The 17,025-nt window shown below is 74.4% G+C and carries 14 protein-coding genes and 1 pseudogene; 11 read left to right on the top strand and 4 right to left on the bottom strand.

Annotation, left to right across the window (positions count from 1 at the left end; translation table 11 throughout):
- Positions 1-36 precede the first annotated feature (36 nt).
- Positions 37-609 (top strand): TetR/AcrR family transcriptional regulator, encoded by a 573-nt coding sequence (locus tag IE219_RS21610; RefSeq protein ID WP_189979949.1) that lies wholly within the window; start codon positions 37-39, stop codon positions 607-609.
- Positions 610-715: 106 nt separating this feature from the next.
- Positions 716-2,887 carry an MMPL family transporter gene (locus IE219_RS21605; RefSeq protein WP_189979948.1) on the top strand — a complete coding sequence of 724 codons (2,172 nt, stop codon included), beginning with the start codon at positions 716-718 and terminating at the stop codon, positions 2,885-2,887.
- A 196-nt stretch (positions 2,888-3,083) separates the two neighbouring features.
- Here the strand turns inward: IE219_RS21605 and IE219_RS21600 are convergent, their stop codons facing one another.
- Positions 3,084-3,467, bottom strand: coding sequence for an SsgA family sporulation/cell division regulator (locus IE219_RS21600; RefSeq protein ID WP_189979947.1), 384 nt, complete (start codon positions 3,465-3,467; stop codon positions 3,084-3,086).
- 157 nt (positions 3,468-3,624) lie between these two features.
- On the opposite strand from IE219_RS21600, the gene IE219_RS21595 reads away from it, so the two are divergent.
- The 5 genes and pseudogenes from IE219_RS21595 to IE219_RS21570 all read left to right on the top strand — a co-directional run bounded on the left by IE219_RS21595 (position 3,625) and on the right by IE219_RS21570 (position 8,372).
- Positions 3,625-4,686, top strand: coding sequence for an energy-coupling factor ABC transporter permease (locus IE219_RS21595; protein ID WP_189979945.1), 1,062 nt, complete (start codon positions 3,625-3,627; stop codon positions 4,684-4,686).
- 1 nt (position 4,687) lies between these two features.
- Positions 4,688-5,449, top strand: a complete 762-nt coding sequence (cbiQ, locus tag IE219_RS21590; RefSeq protein WP_189979943.1) for a cobalt ECF transporter T component CbiQ — start codon at positions 4,688-4,690, stop codon at positions 5,447-5,449.
- 15 nt (positions 5,450-5,464) lie between these two features.
- Complete coding sequence (locus tag IE219_RS21585) at positions 5,465-6,211, top strand: energy-coupling factor ABC transporter ATP-binding protein (protein ID WP_189979941.1); 747 nt, start codon at positions 5,465-5,467, stop codon at positions 6,209-6,211.
- A 50-nt stretch (positions 6,212-6,261) separates the two neighbouring features.
- The gene (locus IE219_RS21575) at positions 6,262-7,620 is read left to right on the top strand and encodes a serine hydrolase domain-containing protein (RefSeq protein WP_229849917.1); all 1,359 of its coding nucleotides are present in this window, start codon (positions 6,262-6,264) and stop codon (positions 7,618-7,620) included.
- 8 nt (positions 7,621-7,628) lie between these two features.
- Positions 7,629-8,372 (top strand): annotated as a pseudogene (locus IE219_RS21570) (SDR family NAD(P)-dependent oxidoreductase).
- A 98-nt stretch (positions 8,373-8,470) separates the two neighbouring features.
- Here the strand turns inward: IE219_RS21570 and IE219_RS21565 are convergent.
- The 3 genes from IE219_RS21565 to IE219_RS21555 form a co-directional block, all read right to left on the bottom strand.
- Entirely contained in the window at positions 8,471-8,971 is a 501-nt protein-coding gene (locus tag IE219_RS21565; protein WP_189979939.1) for a YbaK/EbsC family protein, read from the bottom strand.
- 74 nt (positions 8,972-9,045) lie between these two features.
- Positions 9,046-10,683, bottom strand: coding sequence for a penicillin-binding transpeptidase domain-containing protein (locus tag IE219_RS21560; RefSeq protein ID WP_189979937.1), 1,638 nt, complete (start codon positions 10,681-10,683; stop codon positions 9,046-9,048).
- Positions 10,684-11,239: 556 nt separating this feature from the next.
- On the bottom strand, positions 11,240-12,997 hold the full coding sequence (locus IE219_RS21555; protein WP_189979936.1) for a dolichyl-phosphate-mannose--protein mannosyltransferase: 1,758 nt from the start codon (positions 12,995-12,997) through the stop codon (positions 11,240-11,242).
- Positions 12,998-13,205: 208 nt separating this feature from the next.
- On the opposite strand from IE219_RS21555, the gene rsmI reads away from it, so the two are divergent.
- From rsmI to IE219_RS21535, 4 genes are all read left to right on the top strand, one after another.
- Positions 13,206-14,075, top strand: a complete 870-nt coding sequence (rsmI, locus tag IE219_RS21550; protein ID WP_189979934.1) for a 16S rRNA (cytidine(1402)-2'-O)-methyltransferase — start codon at positions 13,206-13,208, stop codon at positions 14,073-14,075.
- A 171-nt stretch (positions 14,076-14,246) separates the two neighbouring features.
- Complete coding sequence (locus IE219_RS21545; RefSeq protein WP_189979932.1) at positions 14,247-14,669, top strand: hypothetical protein; 423 nt, start codon at positions 14,247-14,249, stop codon at positions 14,667-14,669.
- 61 nt (positions 14,670-14,730) lie between these two features.
- Entirely contained in the window at positions 14,731-15,600 is an 870-nt protein-coding gene (locus tag IE219_RS21540; protein WP_189979930.1) for a TatD family hydrolase, read from the top strand.
- A gap of 135 nt (positions 15,601-15,735) precedes the next feature.
- Complete coding sequence (locus IE219_RS21535) at positions 15,736-17,016, top strand: resuscitation-promoting factor (RefSeq protein ID WP_189979929.1); 1,281 nt, start codon at positions 15,736-15,738, stop codon at positions 17,014-17,016.
- Positions 17,017-17,025: the final 9 nt, after the last annotated feature.

Below are 17,025 nucleotides of genomic sequence, written 5' to 3'. Positions count from 1 at the left end.
CCCCGAGCGATCCCCAACGGTCACCGGAGGTACGGCATGGCCCGCAGCAGACTCACCCCCGAGCGTGAGTCCGAGCTGTACGCCGCCGTGCTCGACCTCCTCCGCGAGGTCGGCTACGACGCCCTCACCATGGACGCCGTCGCCGCCCGCACCCACTCCAGCAAGGCCACCCTCTACCGCCAGTGGGGGAGCAAGCCGGAGCTGGTCGCCCGCGCCCTGCGGCACAACAAGCCCGTCACCCTCGCCGAGATCGACACCGGCTCGCTGCGGGGCGACTTCCGGGCCCTGATGGAACTGACCGACGACTGCCAGATGGAGAAGGACACCGCGCTGATGCGGGGTCTCGCCCATGCCGTCCACGACAACCCGGACCTGCACCAGGCGCTGCGCGAACTGCTCGTCGAACCCGAGATCAAGGGGCTCGACGAGGTCCTGCGGCGCGCGGTCCGCCGGGGCGAGATCGACCCGGACAACCCGGCCCTCGGACTCGTCCCCCACATGCTGATCGGAGCGTTCGTCGCCCGTCCGCTCATCGACGAGAGACCGGTCGACCACGCCTTCCTCAGCAGCTACGTCGACGCCGTCGTGCTCCCCTCACTCGGCGTCTGACCCGCACGCTCCACCCGTTCCGCCCTGCTCCACCTGACGCGTACCGCTCACGCCGTCGGGCCGGCTCCCCATGCCCTGTCCCACCCCACAATGGGAGTACGCACCCGTGGCCACCTTCCTCTACAAGCTGGGCCGCGCCGCCTTCCGGCGCCGCCGGCTCGTCGCCCTCCTCTGGGTGGCGCTCCTGGCCGTCGCCGGCATCGGCGCCGCCACCGCGCCCACCGCGACCTCCAGCTCCTTCTCCATCCCCGGCACCGAGGCCCAGCGCGCCTTCGACCTGCTCGAAGAGCGCTTCCCCGGCGCCGGCGCCGACGGGGCCACCGCCCGCGTCGTCTTCAAGGCCCCCGACGGCCAGAAGGTGACCGACGCCGGGCACAAGGCCGTCGTCGAGGAGACCGTCGCCGCCCTCAAGGCCGGCTCCGACCAGATCGTCTCCGTCGCCGACCCGTACACCTCCGGCGCCGTCTCCCAGGACGGCTCCACCGCCTACGTCTCCGTGTCCTACAAGGTCAACGGCATGGAGCTGACCGACGCCACCCGCGACGCCCTCGAAGGGGCCGGCCACGCCGCCCAGGGCAAGGGGCTGACCGTCGAACTCGGCGGCGACGCCCTCCAGACCATGCCGGAGACCGGCGCGGGCGAGATCGTCGGCGTGGTCATCGCGGGCATCGTCCTCGTCGTCACCTTCGGCTCGCTCGTCGCCGCCGGACTGCCGCTGCTCACCGCCCTCATCGGCGTCGGCGTCGGCGTCTCCAGCATCACCGCCCTCGCCAGCGTCCTCGACCTGGGCAGCACCACCTCCACGCTCGCCATGATGATCGGCCTCGCCGTCGGCATCGACTACGCCCTCTTCATCGTCTCCCGCTACCGGGCCGAACGGGCCGACGGGCGGAGCCAGGAGGAGGCCGCGGGCCGCGCCACCGGCACCGCCGGATCGGCCGTCGTCTTCGCCGGCCTCACCGTCGTCATCGCCCTCGTCGGCCTCGCCGTCGTCAACATCCCGATGCTGACGAAGATGGGCTTCGCCGCCGCCGGCACCGTCGTCATCGCCGTCCTCATCGCCCTCACCCTGATCCCGGCCCTGCTCGGCTTCGCCGGCGACAAGGTCCTCGGCCGCAAGCAGCGCAAGGCCCCCGCCGGGGAGACCGCGAAGACCGCGAAGGAGGAGAAGCCGAACGCGGGCACCCGCTGGGCGCGCTTCGTCATCCGCCGCCCCGTCCTCGTCCTGGTCCTCGGCGTCCTCGGCCTCGGCGCGATCGCCGTCCCGGCCGCCTCCCTGGAGATGGGCCTGCCCGACGACGGCGTCAAGCCGGTCTCCACCAGCGAGCGCCGCGCCTACGACCTGCTCTCCGACGGCTTCGGCCCCGGCTTCAACGGCCCGCTGCTCGTCGTCGTCGACGGCGACAAGGCCACCGCCGACCGCACCGTCAGCACCATCAAGAAGCTCGACGGCTGGGCCGCGGTCACCCCCGCCACCCCGAACAAGGCCGGCGACGCCGCCATGATCACGGTGATCCCGAAGGACCGCCCGTCCTCCGCCGCCACCGAGAACCTCGTCCACGACATCCGCGGCGCCACCGGCGACGACGTCCTCGTCACCGGCGCCACCGCCATGAACATCGACTTCTCGCAGAAGATGAACGACGCCCTGGTGCCCTACCTGGCCCTCGTCGTCGGCCTCGCCTTCGTCCTGCTGACCCTCGTCTTCCGCTCGGTCCTGGTGCCGCTCAAGGCCGCCCTCGGCTTCCTCCTCTCGGTGGTCGCCGCCCTCGGCGCCGTCGTCGCGGTCTTCCAGTGGGGCTGGCTCGGCAGCCTGTTCGGCGTCGAGCAGACCGGCCCGATCATGTCGATGATGCCGATCTTCATGGTGGGCGTCGTCTTCGGCCTGGCCATGGACTACGAGGTCTTCCTCGTCACCCGGATGCGGGAGGCGTACGTCCACGGCGAGCGGCCCGGCGAGGCCATCGTCACCGGCTTCCGGCACAGCGCCCGGGTCGTCACCGCCGCCGCCGTCATCATGATCGCCGTCTTCTCCGGCTTCATCGGCATGAGCGACCAGATGATCAAGATGATCGGCTTCGGCCTCGCCGTCGCCGTCCTCTTCGACGCCTTCGTGGTCCGCATGGCGATCGTCCCCGCCGTGCTCGCCCTCCTCGGCCACAAGGCGTGGTGGCTGCCGAAGTGGCTGGACCGCGCCCTGCCCGACGTGGACGTCGAGGGCGAGAAGCTGACCGCCCACGAGGAACCGGCCCCCGCGCCCGAACTCGTGAAGGTCTGACCCCCGAAGAACCCCGGGGCCGCCCCTGAGCGGGGGGCGCGCCCCGGACCGCGCCGGGACCGTGGGGACGGGGCACCGACGCGGCCGCACGCCGCCGGCACGTCACGAAGGACGACGTACCGGCGGCGTCCGCGCGCGGGGGGCGGGGCGGTGAGGGCGGGGGTGCGGTGCGAGCGGCCCCGGTCAGCGCGGGGGCTCAGCGCGGGGCGAGGGGCGCGGCCGGCGCGCCCACCGCGTACGTGTGCTTCAGGAAGCGGTTCAGGGCGGTGTTGTCGAACTGGACGACCTCGACGCCGTCCTCGCCGTGGAACTCGACCACCGTCTGGACCCGCCCGCACGGCCAGACCGCGATGTCGCCCCGGTGGGCCGGGGCCCGCAGCCCGTCCTCCAGGAGGGCGCGCGGGAAGGACCACTCGACCCCGCCCGGCAGGACGAAGCGGACGGTCGCGGGGGAGAAGCCGGGGTCGTAGCGGAGGACGACGGGGACGGCCCGGGAGACGGGCGCGTCACCGGCCAGCCGGCCCCGGGCGCGGTCGGTGACCACACCGCCGCCCGTGCCGTCGTCGCTGACCTGGTGCATGGCGCGGCTCCTCACCGTGGGGTGCGATTTGCTGCTCAATGCCAGATTCTTCCCCCGTCCCACCCGCCCCATGCGTGACGTGTCCGGACTCACACCGGCCGTCTTGTGGTCCGGACGCTCTTGCGAGCCGTTCGCAACTGCGCTCATCATTCGGGTCGTGCATGTACCTGACGGATTCATCAACGCCCCCGTATCGGCCGCCGCCGGTGTCGTCGCCGCCGGCGCCGTCGCCGTCAGCCTCCGCGGTGCCCGCAAGGAACTCGACGAGCGGGCCGCCCCGCTCGCCGGGCTCGTCGCGGCCTTCATCTTCGCGGTCCAGATGCTCAACTTCCCGGTCGCCGCCGGAACCAGCGGCCACCTCCTCGGCGGTGCCCTCGCCGCCGTCCTCGTCGGACCCTGGACCGGCGTCCTCTGCGTCGCCGTCGTCCTCCTCATGCAGGGCGTCCTCTTCGCCGACGGCGGCCTCACCGCCCTCGGCGTCAACATCACGGTCATGGGCGTCACCACCGTCGTCGTCGCCTGGGCCGTCTTCCGGGGCCTGCGGCTCGTCCTGCCCCGCACCCGGGGCGGCGTCACCGCCGCGACCTTCGTCGCCGCCGCCGTCTCCGTACCGGCCTCGGCCACCGTCTTCACCCTGGTCTACGCCGTCGGCGGCACCACGGACGTGCCCGTCGGCAAGGTCCTCACCGCCATGCTCGGCGTCCACGTCCTCATCGGCGTCGGCGAGGCCGTCATCACCGCGCTGACCGTCGGCGCCGTCCTCGCCGTCCGCCCCGACCTCGTCCACGGCGCCCGCGGCCTCACCGCCCCGCTCAAGCTCCGCGTCGGCGGCGAACTCGTCGACGCCGTCCCGGCCGCCGCCCCTGAGCCCGCCCGCGCCGGCTCCCCGAAGAAGCTGTGGGCCGGCGGCCTCCTCACCGCCCTCGTCCTCGCCGGCGTCGTCTCCTTCTACGCCTCCGCCAGCCCCGACGGCCTGGAGAAGGTCGCCGCCGACCAGGGCATCGACGCCAAGGCCGAGGAGCACGCCGCCGCCGACTCCCCGCTCGCCGACTACGGCGTCCGCGGCATCGGCTCGGCCCGCCTCTCCGGCGGTCTCGCCGGCGTCATCGGCGTGACCGCCACCCTCGCCGTCGGCACCGGAGCCTTCTGGATCACCCGCCGCCGCCGCGCGGCCGGGAGCGGCGCCGACGCGGGCGCCGACTCCGGGGCCCGGGTCTGAGATGGGGGCCGGACACGCCCACCGGCTCTACCGGCGGGGGGACTCGCCGGTCCACCGGCTGCCCCCGCACACCAAGCTCGCCGCCGTCCTCGGCTTCGTGCTCGTCGTGGTCACCACCCCGCGCGAGGCCGTCTGGGCCTTCGCCCTCTACGCGGCCCTGCTCGCCGGGGTCGCCGCACGCGCCCGCGTGCCCGCCGGATTCGTCCTGCGGCGGCTCGCCATCGAGATCCCGTTCGTCGCCTTCGCCGTCCTCATGCCCTTCGTGGTGCCCGGCGAGTCGACGACCGTCCTCGGCGTCTCCCTCAGCGTCCCCGGCCTGTGGGGCGCCTGGAACGTCCTCGCCAAGGGCACCCTCGGCGTCGCCGCCTCCGTGCTCCTCGCCGCCACCACCGAACTGCGCGACCTGGTCCTCGGCCTCCAGCGCCTCGGCCTGCCGTCCCTGCTCGTCCAGATCGCCTCCTTCATGATCCGGTACGGGGACGTCATCACCGACGAGATGCGCCGGATGTCCGTCGCCCGCCGCTCCCGCGGCTTCGAGGCGCGCGGCGTCCGCCACTGGGGCGTCCTCGCCAAGTCCGCCGGCGCCCTCTTCATCCGCTCCTACGAGCGCGGCGAACGCGTCCACCTCGCCATGGTCAGCCGCGGCTACACCGGCACCATGCCCCTCCTCGACGAGCGGCCCGCCACCCGCGCCCAGTGGGCCGGCGCCCTGGCCCTGCCGCTCGCCGCCCTGCCGCTCTGCCTCTTCGCCCTCCTGGGCTGAACCGGGACGACCACGATGACCAGCACCCCCTCCCTCGACGTGCGCGGCCTCGCCTACGCCTACCCCGACGGCCACCAGGCCCTCTTCGGCGTCGACCTCACCCTCGGCCGCGGCGAACGGGTCGCCCTGCTCGGCCCCAACGGCGCCGGCAAGACCACCCTCGTCCTCCACCTCAACGGCATCCTCACCGCCGGCGCGGGCACCGTCACCGTCGCCGGACTGCCCGTCGGCAGGAAGCACATGGCGGAGATCCGGCGCAAGGTCGGCATCGTCTTCCAGGACCCCGACGACCAGCTCTTCATGCCGACCGTCCGCGAGGACGTCGCCTTCGGACCGGCCGCGGCGGGCCTGCGCGGCGCCGCGCTCGACGCGGTCGTCGCACGGGCCCTCGACCGGGTCGGCATGGGCGAGTACGCCGACCGGCCCCCGCACCACCTGTCCTTCGGCCAGCGCCGCCGGGTCGCCGTCGCCACCGTCCTCGCCGGCGAGCCCGAGATCCTCGTCCTCGACGAACCCTCCTCCAACCTGGACCCGGCCTCCCGCCGCGAGCTCGCCGACGTGCTCCGCTCCCTGGACGTCACCGTCCTCATGGTCACCCACGACCTGCCGTACGCCCTGGAACTGTGCCCGCGCTCGCTGATCCTCAGCGAGGGCGTCATCGCCGCCGACGGGCCGACCCGCGAGATCCTCTCCGACGAGGAGCTCATGACCCGCCACCGCCTCGAACTGCCCTACGGCTTCGTGCCCGGCTCCGTCGCCTGAACCGACCTGAGACCATGGATCCCGTTCGTACGAAAGGATGAGTGGGTCGGGTGGACGTCCAGGGCACGGTGGCACCGGGCTGGGAACCGGTCGCGGACGCGTTCCGCCGCAACTTCGAGCAGCGCGGCGAGCGCGGCGCGGCCGTCGCCGTGCACCACGACGGCACGAAGGTCGTCGACCTGTGGGCGGGCACCCGCGACGCCGACACCCCGGCCCAGGACCCCGCCGGTACGGCCTCCGGCCCGGGCGGCACGGCCTTTGGTTCCGGCGGTACGGACCCTGGTCCCGGCGGCACGGGCTCTGGTTCCGGCGGTACGCCCCCCGGCCCGGGCGCTCCGGACCCCGCTTACGGCGGTACGGCCCCCGGCCCCGGCGGCACGATCCCCACGGCTCCCGGTCCCGCCGCCGCGGCTCCCTGGGCCGAGGACACCGCGCAGGTCGTCCGCTCCGCCACCAAGGGCATCGCGGCGACCGTCCCGCTCCTGCTCCACCAGCGCGGACTGCTCGACCTGGACGCCCCGGTGGCCGCGTACTGGCCCGAGTTCAAGACCGCGGGCAAGGAGCGGGTGACGGTACGGCAGCTCCTCGCGCACCGGGCCGGGCTCCCCGTCCTCGACCGGCCCCTGAGCCTCGCCGAGGCCGCCGACCCGGAGGCCGCCGGAGCCGCCCTCGCCACCCAGGCCCCCGCCTGGGAACCCGGCACCGACCACGGCTACCACGCCCACACCTTCGGCCTGCTCCTCTCCGCCCTCGTCCACCGCGTCACCGGCCGCACCCTCGGCCGCTGGACCGCCGAGGAGATCGCCGCCCCGCTCGGCCTCGACCTGTGGATCGGCCTGCCCGCCGCCCAGGCCCACCGGGTGGGCCGGATCGCCCCCGTGGACGCCCCCGAGGAGGCGGGCGCGCTCCGGCTGCGCGCCAAGCGCTCGGTGACCGAGGCGTACGCGAACCCGGACTCGCTCACCCGCCGCGCCTTCGCCGTCATCGACCCCGCCCCCGACGAGAACGACCCGGCCTACCGGGCGGCCGAACTCCCCGCCTCGGCCGGCATCGCCACCGCCCGCTCCCTCTCCCGCTTCTACGCGGCCACCCTCGCCCCGCTCCCCGACGGCGGCCCCCGCCTCTTCGCCCCCGCCACCCTCACCCTCGCCCGCACCGAGGAGTCCGCGGGACCCGACCGGGTCCTCCTGGTCGGCACCCGCTTCGGCCCCGGCTTCATGCTGCACGGCCCCGCCTGCCCGCTCCTCGGCCCCACCTCCTTCGGCCACCCCGGCCGCGGCGGCTCCCTCGCCTTCGCCGACCCCGAGTCCGGCACCGCCTTCGCCTACGTCACCAACGGCATGCGGAAGACGGTCACGGCGGATCCGCGCGCCCAGGCCCTGGTGAAGGCGGTCAAGTCTTTGCTCTGATGGGGCGCATGAAGCGCTTCGACGGACAGACGGCACTGATCACGGGCGCGGGCAGCGGCATCGGCGCGGCGACCGCCCGGCGGCTCGCGGCGGAGGGCGCGCGGGTCCTCGTCACGGACATCGACTAGGAGGCGGCGAAGCGGGTCGCCGCCGACCTGCCCGGCGCGGTCCCGCACCGCCTCGACATCACCGACGCGGCGGCGGTCGAGACCCTCTTCGCCGGCCTCCCCGCCCTCCACACCCTCGTCAACAACGCCTTCGTCCCCTTCGTCGACGACCCCGGCGAGAACTGGCGCCGCCAGCTCGACGGCACCCTCCTCGGCGCCGTCCGCTGCGCCCGCGCCGCCCTCCCGCACCTGGCCGCGGCCGACGGCGCCGGCTCGGTCGTCACCATCGGCTCGGTCAACGCCGAGGCCGACTTCGGCGACCACGCCTACAGCGCCGCGAAGGCCGCCCTGGGCTCCTTCACCCGCACCCTCGCCGGCGAGGCGGCCCCGCTCGGCGTCCGCGTCAACCAGATCAACCCCGGCACCATCGCCACCCCCGCCTGGGCCGGCAAGGAACCCGAACTCGCCGCCCTCGCCGCCCGCGCCTACCCCCTCGGCCGCGTCGGCACCCCCGACGACATCGCCGCCGCCGTCGCCTTCCTCGCCTCCCCCGACGCCTCCTGGATCACCGGCACCACCCTCCGCGTCGACGGCGGCCTCCTCGCCGTCCACACCCACTTCCGCGAGATCGTGGGCGACCACTGACCCGAACTCAGGCCCCGGCCACCAGCCGCCCCGTGAACCCCCGGCCCCGCAGCCGCTCGTAGGCGGCGGTCACCGGGGCTCCCGGGGTGCCGGTGGGGTCACGCCGTGCGTTCGCGGAGGTCCGTGAGGGTGGCGTTCGCGTGGGTGATCAGGTCCTTCGGGGGGAGGGCGAAGACCGAGTGGGGGGTGCCGGCGGCGGCCCAGACGAGGGGGTGGTCGAGGAGGGCCTCGTCGGCGAGGACGCGGGTCCGGGTGCGGTGGCCGAAGGGCGGCACGCCGCCGATGGCGTAGCCGGTGGTCTCGCGGACGACGCGGGCGTCGGCGCGGGTGACCTCCGTCGCGCCCAGCGCCTCCCGCACCCGCTCGACGTCGACCCGGGACGAGCCGTCCATCAGGACCAGCACGGGCACCCCGTCGGCGGCGAAGATCAGGGACTTGACGATCTCGGAGACCGCGCAGCCGATCGCGTCGGCGGCCTGCTGCGCGGTGCGGGTCTCGTCGGGGAAGCGGCGGACCTCGACGTCGAGGCCGAGGTCGGCCAGGGCGGCGGCGAAGAGGGGGTGGGCGGGGGAGGGGGCCGGGGTGGCGTCGGTCGTCATGCCCGCACCGTAGCGGCGGGCGCCGGGGGCGTGCGATGGCTTTCCGCTCCCCGGACCCCGTCCTCCCGCGCGGGTCAGCTTGCCTTCAGGACCGTCGCCACCACCTTGCCCGCCGCGTCGCCGCCGTGGCCGCCGGAGTCGACGACGGCCGCCGCCGCGAGGTCGCCGGAGTAGCCGGTGAACCAGCTGTTCGAGGTGGCCTGGTTGTTGACCTCGGCCGAGCCGGTCTTGGCGCCCTTCGGGCTCGGGACGGAGGCCATCGCCTCGGTCGCCGTGCCGGCGGAGGAGGTGGCGGCGGCCCGCATCAGCGTCCGCAGCCCGCTGGCGACGTCGCCCGGCAGCCGCTCGGCCGTGGCGAACTCGCGCCCGTCGAGGTCCCGGGGGACCAGGTAGGGCTGCTTGAAGCCGCCGTCCTTCACGGTCGCCGAGATGGACGCCATGTTGAGCGCGTTCATGGTGATGCGGCCCTGCCCGATGTACGAGGCGGCGGTCTCGGTGCCGCTGGACTCGGGCACGGAGCCGTCCGTGGTCCGCACGCCGATCGACCACGTCGCGCCGATGCCGAACCACTTGCGGGCGGTGTCGCCGAGCGCCGTGTTGTAGACGCCCTTGGCCTTGAGGGGCGTGATCGCCTTGATGAAGGCGGTGTTGCAGGACCGGGCGAAGGCGTTGGTGAGGTTGCCCGTGGTGGTGAAATTGTTCAGGTTCCGGAAGGTGTAGCCGTCCCACGGCACGGTCGCCGGACACTCCACCGCCGTGTTCGGCCCGGCGATCCCGTACCGCATCATCATCGCCGCCGTCACGATCTTCATCGTGGAGCCGGGGGCCTGCCCGCCCTCGAAGGCCGTGTTGAAGCCGGTGGCGGGGCTGTTGGCGACCGCCCGTATCGCGCCCGTCGACGGCTCGATCGCGGTGACGGCCGCCGTTCCGTACGCTTTCACCGCCTTCTCCGCCGCCGCCTGCACGCCCGCGTCGATCGTCGTCCTCAGCTCGCCGGGCTTGCCGGCGGAGAGGACGACGAGGGTGCTGGTCGGCGTGCCGTCGGCGCGCTCGATCCAGGTCTCCACGCCCGCCCGGCCGCCCGCCTTGTCGCCGTACCGCTGGCGCAGCGCGTCCAGGACGGGGGCGAGCGAGGGGTACTTCTCCGGGGACAGCTCGACGCCCTCGTGGTCGACGGCCTTGACCGGCGGGGTCTTCGCCGTGCCGGTCCGCAGCGTCGCGCCGGCCGTCAGCTTCGGGTGCAGGACGGCCGGAGCCCACCGCACCAGCGGCCGGCCGGTCGACTCGCCCCGTACGACGGTGAGTTGGGAGGCGTACGTCCACGGCTTCGACACGCCGTCATGGGTGAGCGTGGCCTTCACGGTGAACGGCACGGTCGTCCCCGTCGGCGTCCCCGGCGTGATCACCGCCTGGGAGACCCCCGCCCCCTCCTTGTACGCGGCGATCGCGGGGCCCGCCGTCACCGGATCGTTCGTCAACTGCCCCGCCCGGTCGGCCTCCCCCGCGGCCCAGGCGGCGAGGAAGTCCCGCGCGGTGCCGGTGACCTCCTCCAGCGTCACCGGCCCGCTCCTGGGCGCCCCGGCCTCCTTCGTCCCGACGTCGGAGGACCCCCCGGTCACTCCGTTCCAGAGGTTGTAGCCCCCGTATCCGACGCCGCCCGCGACGACGACGAACACGCCCCCGACGATCGCGACCTTCGCTCCACTGCGCATGACTGCGTTCCCCTCCCCGTGTGGACCCACGAGTCAAGCAGCCGTTCGAGACGACTGTCGAGGATCAAGGGGCGAACGAGACAGGAGAGAGACCGATTCTCGCCCCCCGCGAGGGCTTGACCCCGGGGCGCGCACGGGGAAGGCGGGGCGGAGAAGTGTGTGGCGGCCACGGATGTCGGGTCACGAAACCGCCACACGGAGAGTGAGATAACCGCAACCGCCCGCCCGCATCAAGCGGACCCGGGACGCCCCGGCCCGGGCCCGAAGGCGGAGGAAAGGAACGATTCCCCCGCCCGGGGACGAGGACGCACGGAGAACCCGCAGGTGAGCGGCACAGAACACCCCCCGAAGACCGGACCCCGCATTTCACCCCATCGAGTGAGCACCCGCCCTCGCACCGCCAGGATGCCCCGCATGCCCTGACGACGGCCCCGCCCGGCTTCGCGACCACGGTCCGGGCCTTTCTCGGCTTCCTGCGACGGCGCCCACCGGCGCTCACCGCAGACGGCAGAGGGGGCGCGACCATCGGTCGCGCCCCCTCGTCATGTCCGCCCCGCTAGACCCAGGTGTCCAGCCACATCCGGGCCCGCCAGTCCTCCAGCGGGATCGGGGTGGCCGTGTAGATGGGCCAGAAGTAGATGAAGTTCCAGACGATCAGGAGGACCAGGCAGCCGGCGGCCACCGCGCCGAAGGTGCGGCGGCGTTCCGAGGAGCCCTTGGGGCCGATGATCGCGCCGGTCATCATCGCCACCGCCAGGCACAGGTAGGGGACGAAGACGACGGCGTAGAAGAGGAAGATCGTGCGCTCCTGGTACAGGAACCAGGGGACCCAGCCCGCCGCGACCGCGCAGGCGATCGCGCCGGCCCGCCAGTCGCGGCGGAAGGCCCAGCGCCAGAGGACGTACAGGAGGGCGAAGCAGGCGGCCCACCACAGCAGCGGGGTGCCGAGGGCGAGGATCTCCTGGGCGCACTTCTCCTTCGCGGAGGCCGGGCAGCCGGCGGTGCCGGGCGCGGGGGACTCGTAGAAGTAGGAGACGGGGCGGCCGAGGACGATCCAGGACCAGGGGTTCGACTCGTACGTGTGGGGCGAGGTGAGCCCCACGTGGAACTGGTACACCCCGTACTCGTAGTGCCACAGGCTCCGCAGCCACTCCGGCAGCCACGACCAGAAGCCGCCGCCGTTCGGCATCGCGTCCTGCTTCGCGGCCCAGGTGCGGAAGTAGCCGTTGTCGGTGGCGAGCCAGCCCGACCAGGTCGCCAGGTACGTGGCGATCGCCACCGGCACCACCGACACGAACGCCGGCACCAGGTCCTTCTTCAGCACCGACAGGTACGGGCGGACCGCGCCGGCCGTGCGCCGGGCGCCGATGTCCCACAGGACCGTCATCAGGCCGAAGGCGGCCATCACGTACAGGCCGTTCCACTTGGTGCCCGCCGCGAGGCCCAGCATCACGCCGGCCGCGATCCGCCACGGCCGCCAGCCCAGCCGCAGCGTCTCCGCGATCTCCGCGTCCGGCCGCAGCACCCCCTCCTCGTCCACCGGCAGCGCGGCCGCCAGTCTGCGCCGGGACCGGTCGCGGTCCAGGATCAGGCAGCCGAACGCGGCCAGCACGAAGAACATCAGCACCTGGTCGAGCAGGGCCGTGCGGCTCATCACGAAGTGCAGGCCGTCCACGGCGAGCAGCAGGCCCGCCAGGCAGCCGAGGAAGGTGGAGCGGAAGAGGCGGCGGCCGATCCGGCACAGCATCAGGACGGAGAGCGTCCCGAGCAGCGCCACCATGAACCGCCAGCCGAACGGCTCGAAGCCGAAGATCTTCTCGCCGAGGCCGATGACCCACTTGCCCATGGGCGGGTGGACGACGTAGCCCGGGTCGGTGGGGATGAGGACCGAGCCGGGATCCTTGAGGATCGTCTTGTCGATGTCCTTGGGCCACGCCCCCTCGTAGCCCCGGTTGACCAGGGCCCACGCGTCCTTGGCGTAGTACGTCTCGTCGAATATCACCGCGTGCGGCTTGCCCAGGTTCCAGAACCTGAGCACGCCCGCGATCGCCGCCACCAGCAGCGGGCCGCCCCACGCGGACAGCCGCCACAGCCGGTCGGCGGCGGCCGGGCCGAGCCCGAGCAGCGCCGTCACCCGCGGCGACGGCCGGGTGTAGGGCGGATCGAGCCGGTCCCGGGTGCCGAGGGCGAGGGTGCCGGCGGCGGGCGGGCGGTAGCCGAAGCGCCGCAGCCGGAGCTGCCACGAAGGGGGCTCGGCCGCGGGCGGGGCCGTGGAGTGCTGGCCCTCCAGGGCCTCGGGTGCGGTACGGGTCACCGCGCCATCGTAGGGACTGCTTCTGTGCGCGTCGCCTGTCCGGGCGGGGCGGCGCCCGAGTCCGCCCACCCTACCGGCGGGTCGGGTCCGTTCCGTCCCCCTTTTTTCGTACGGCCCCGGCGTCCGTCCCGGCACCCTTCCACGCGGGCGCACGCGCGTGCCGACCCGGCGGGGGCGGTCCGGGGGCCGCTCCTGGGAGGATGGGGGCGTGACAGGAACGCTGGTACTCGCAGGCACCCCCATCGGCGACATCGCGGACGCCCCGCCCCGGCTCGCCGCCGAGCTGGAGCGCGCGGACGTCGTCGCCGCCGAGGACACCCGACGGCTGCGCGGGCTGACCCGCGCGCTCGGCGTGCACACCACCGGCCGGGTGGTCTCCTACTTCGAGGGCAACGAGTCGGCCCGCACGCCCGAGCTGGTCGAGGCGCTGGCCGGCGGGGCCCGGGTGCTGCTGGTCACCGACGCGGGCATGCCGTCCGTCTCCGACCCCGGCTACCGGCTGGTCGCCGCCGCCGTCGAGCGGGACATCAAGGTCACCGCCGTGCCCGGCCCGTCCGCCGTGCTCACCGCGCTCGCCCTGTCCGGGCTCCCCGTGGACCGCTTCTGCTTCGAGGGCTTCCTGCCGAGGAAGGCGGGGGAGCGGCTGGGCCGGCTGCGGGAGGTCGCGGCCGAGCGGCGCACCCTCGTCTACTTCGAGGCGCCGCACCGGGTCGACGACACGCTCGCCGCGATGGCCGAGGTGTTCGGCGCGGACCGCCGGGCCGCCGTCTGCCGGGAGCTGACCAAGACGTACGAGGAGGTCAGGCGGGGCCCGCTGGGCGAGCTCGCGGTCTGGGCGAAGGACGGCGTGCGCGGCGAGATCACCGTCGTCGTCGAGGGCGCCCCCGAGACCGGCCCCGAGGAACTGGACGCGGCCGAGCTGGTGCGCAGGGTGCGGGTGCGCGAGGAGGCGGGGGAGCGGCGCAAGGAGGCGATCGCGGCCGTCGCCGCCGACGCGGGCCTGCCCAAGCGGGAGGTGTTCGATGCCGTCGTCGCGGCAAAGAACGCGCAGGGAGAAAGCAGCGGAAAGGCCCCGTAAAAGGTAAAGGACTAACCTGGAAGGCAAAGCCGGAACCGGCGTCGGGAATCGCTCCCGGGCGGTTGGCAAGGGAACGCCAAAAAGCCCTCCACGGTCCCTCCATGGTTTTCTCCGTGCTGATGCGCTCCGGCCCGAAAAGGCGTCCACTGGACCAGTGGAGAGGAGCTGGGCATGAGCGAGACCACCGGCACCGGAACGCCCGTCGTCCATGAGGCGTACGCCTTCGCCTGCATGAGGTGCGGCTACGGCTGGGAGCAGTCCTACGAGATCGAGCACCACACCGACGCGCGCGGAGCCGCGTTCGTCGTCTACAAGGCGGACGGGGAGCGGGTTCCCTCGCCGCTCTCGAATCCGACCTGCATGAACTGCGGCGGGCACGTCGTGCGCATCATGCGCGCGGGGCAGGTGTCCACCGTGCTCGACCTGATCGCGTCCATGGAGCACCACGGGCACCCCGCCAAGGAGGCCCCGCCGGTGGGCGCGGCCGGTCCCATCGGGCAGGAGCTGACGGAACCGGCGGGCGGCGAGACCCCGCCGGTGCCGCACCACTGGCACCTGTCGGACCTGCTGCACCCCTTCCGGTCGCGCCGCTGAACCGCCGGCGGCCCGCCCCGGCCCCGTACGGGGCGCCCCGGCGCCTCGTACGATCGGGGCCATGAGTGCCAAGGACGCCCCGCCGCCGCTGCCCGAACCCCTCCTCGTGGAGGTCGCGGACTCGCACACCCACCTGGACATGCAGTCCGGCACCGTCGAGGAGGCGCTGGAGAAGGCCGCCGCCGTCGGCGTGACGACGGTCGTGCAGGTCGGCTGCGACGTGAAGGGCTCCCGCTGGGCCGCCGAGACCGCCGCCGCCCACGCCCGCGTCCACGCGGCCGTCGCCCTGCACCCCAACGAGGCCCCCAGGATCGTCCTCGGCGACCCCGACGGCTGGTCGCGGCAGGGCGCGCGGGAGGCGGGCGGCGACGCGGCGCTCGACGACGCGCTCGCCGAGATCGACCGCCTCGCCGCCCTCCCGCACGTCCTCGGCGTCGGCGAGACCGGCCTCGACTTCTTCCGCACCGGCCCCGAGGGCATGGCCGCGCAGGAGCGCTCCTTCCGCGCCCACATCGAGATCGCCAAGCGGCACGGCAAGACCCTCGTCATCCACGACCGCGAGGCGCACGCCGACGTCCTGCGGGTCCTCGACGAGGAGGGCGCCCCCGACCGGACCGTCTTCCACTGCTACTCCGGCGACGCCGCCATGGCCGAGATCTGCGCCGCCGAGGGCTACTACATGTCCTTCGCCGGGAACGTCACCTTCAAGAACGCCCAGCCGCTGCGGGACGCGCTCGCCGTCGCCCCCCTCGACCGGATCCTCGTGGAGACCGACGCGCCCTTCCTGACCCCGGCGCCCTTCCGGGGCCGCCCGAACGCCCCGTACCTCGTCCCCGTCACCGTGCGGGCGATGGCCGGGGTGCGCGGCATCGACGAGAACGCGATGGCGGAGGCGCTCGCCGCGAACACCGCCCGCGCCTTCGCCTACTGACGGCCGCCCGGCGGCGGTGATCGGTGCACGGCCCCGCCGCCGGAGCCGTACACCGGTCACCGATCCATAACGGTTACGGTGCGTGCCCGCGCCGTCATGGAGAGTGAGCAGCAGCGGGGCTAGGGTCCCGGCCTCGTGAGCACTTCCCAGGCCGGCGCCGCCCCGGGCGGGCACCGCACCGCGCCCCCGCCGTCCTTCCACGAACAGCCCACCCTGACGGCGCCCCTCGCGCCGCCCGCCCCGACCCCGCCCGCCGTGCCCCCGCGGGGCCCGCGCGCCGCCGCCCGGCGCGGGGCGCGCCGCCGCCGCCCCGCCCGGCCGCCGGCCGACGGACTGCGCCGGCTCCTCCCACAGGCCCTCGTCGTCGCCTTCCTCGCCGGCGGCACCAGCGCCTTCGTCGCCGACGACAAGGACATCCGGCTCTCCGTCGACGGCGTCCCGCGCACCCTGCACACCTTCTCCGACGACGTGCGGGAGCTGCTCGCGGAGGAGGGGCTCGCCGTCGGCGCGCACGACCTCCTCGCCCCCGCCCCCGGCGAGCCCCTCGCCGCCGGCGACGAGGTCGTCCTGCGCCACGGCCGGCCGGTCTCCCTCACCGTCGACGGCCACCACCGCCGGGTGTGGACCACCGCCGACACCGTGGACGGCGCGCTGCGCCAGCTCGGCGTCCGGGCCGAGGGCGCGCTCCTCTCGGTCTCCCGCTCCGCCGCCGTCTCCCGCACCGGCCTCACCCTCGACGTGCGCACCGAACGCGCGGTCACCTTCCTCGCGGACGGCCGCGAGCGGACCGTCCGCACCAACGCCGCCACCGTCACCGAGGCCCTCGACGAGGCCGGGATCACCCTCGGCCCCGAGGACACGACCTCCGTCCCCGGCGGCTCCTTCCCCCGCGACGGGCAGACCGTCACCGTGCTCCGCGTCACCGCCTCCACGCGGACCCGCGAGGAGCCGGTCCCGTACGCCGTCGAGCGGGTCCGCGACCCGGGGCTGTCCGCCGGCACCGAGGTCGTCGACCGGCAGGGCGTACCGGGCCTGCGCCGGATCACGTACCGCGTCCGCACCGTCAACGGCGTCGCCGGGCGGCCCCGGCGCACCGGCGAGGAGATCGTCCGCGCCCCCGTCTCCCGCCGGGTCCGGACCGGCACCCGCCCACTGCCCTCCTCCGTCTCCGGCGCCGACGGCCTGAACTGGGCGGCCCTCGCCGCCTGCGAGTCCGGCGGCCGCCCCACCGCCGTCGACCCCTCCGGCACCTACGGCGGCCTCTACCAGTTCGACCCCGCCACCTGGCGCTCCCTCGGCGGCACCGGCACCGCCCAGGACGCGCCCGCCGCCGAGCAGACCCACCGGGCGAAGAAGCTGTACGTGCTGCGGGGCACGGCCCCCTGGCCGCACTGCGGACGGCGGCTCCTCCCGTGAGCGGCCCGG

Origin of the sequence: Streptomyces termitum (genome assembly GCF_014650175.1) — a bacterium.
GTDB classification, from domain to species: Bacteria; Actinomycetota; Actinomycetes; order Streptomycetales; family Streptomycetaceae; genus Streptomyces; species Streptomyces termitum.
This window is presented reverse-complemented; position numbering and strand designations above follow the sequence as displayed.

Coding starts and splice junctions, on each gene's coding strand:
- IE219_RS21610 (WP_189979949.1), top strand. CDS start 37: ATGGCCCGCAGCAGACTCACCCCCGAGCGTGAGTCCGAGCTGTACGCC.
- IE219_RS21600 (WP_189979947.1), bottom strand. CDS start 3,467: ATGCACCAGGTCAGCGACGACGGCACGGGCGGCGGTGTGGTCACCGAC.
- cbiQ (WP_189979943.1), top strand. CDS start 4,688: ATGGGGGCCGGACACGCCCACCGGCTCTACCGGCGGGGGGACTCGCCG.
- IE219_RS21585 (WP_189979941.1), top strand. CDS start 5,465: ATGACCAGCACCCCCTCCCTCGACGTGCGCGGCCTCGCCTACGCCTAC.
- IE219_RS21565 (WP_189979939.1), bottom strand. CDS start 8,971: ATGACGACCGACGCCACCCCGGCCCCCTCCCCCGCCCACCCCCTCTTC.
- IE219_RS21560 (WP_189979937.1), bottom strand. CDS start 10,683: ATGCGCAGTGGAGCGAAGGTCGCGATCGTCGGGGGCGTGTTCGTCGTC.
- IE219_RS21545 (WP_189979932.1), top strand. CDS start 14,247: ATGAGCGAGACCACCGGCACCGGAACGCCCGTCGTCCATGAGGCGTAC.
- IE219_RS21540 (WP_189979930.1), top strand. CDS start 14,731: ATGAGTGCCAAGGACGCCCCGCCGCCGCTGCCCGAACCCCTCCTCGTG.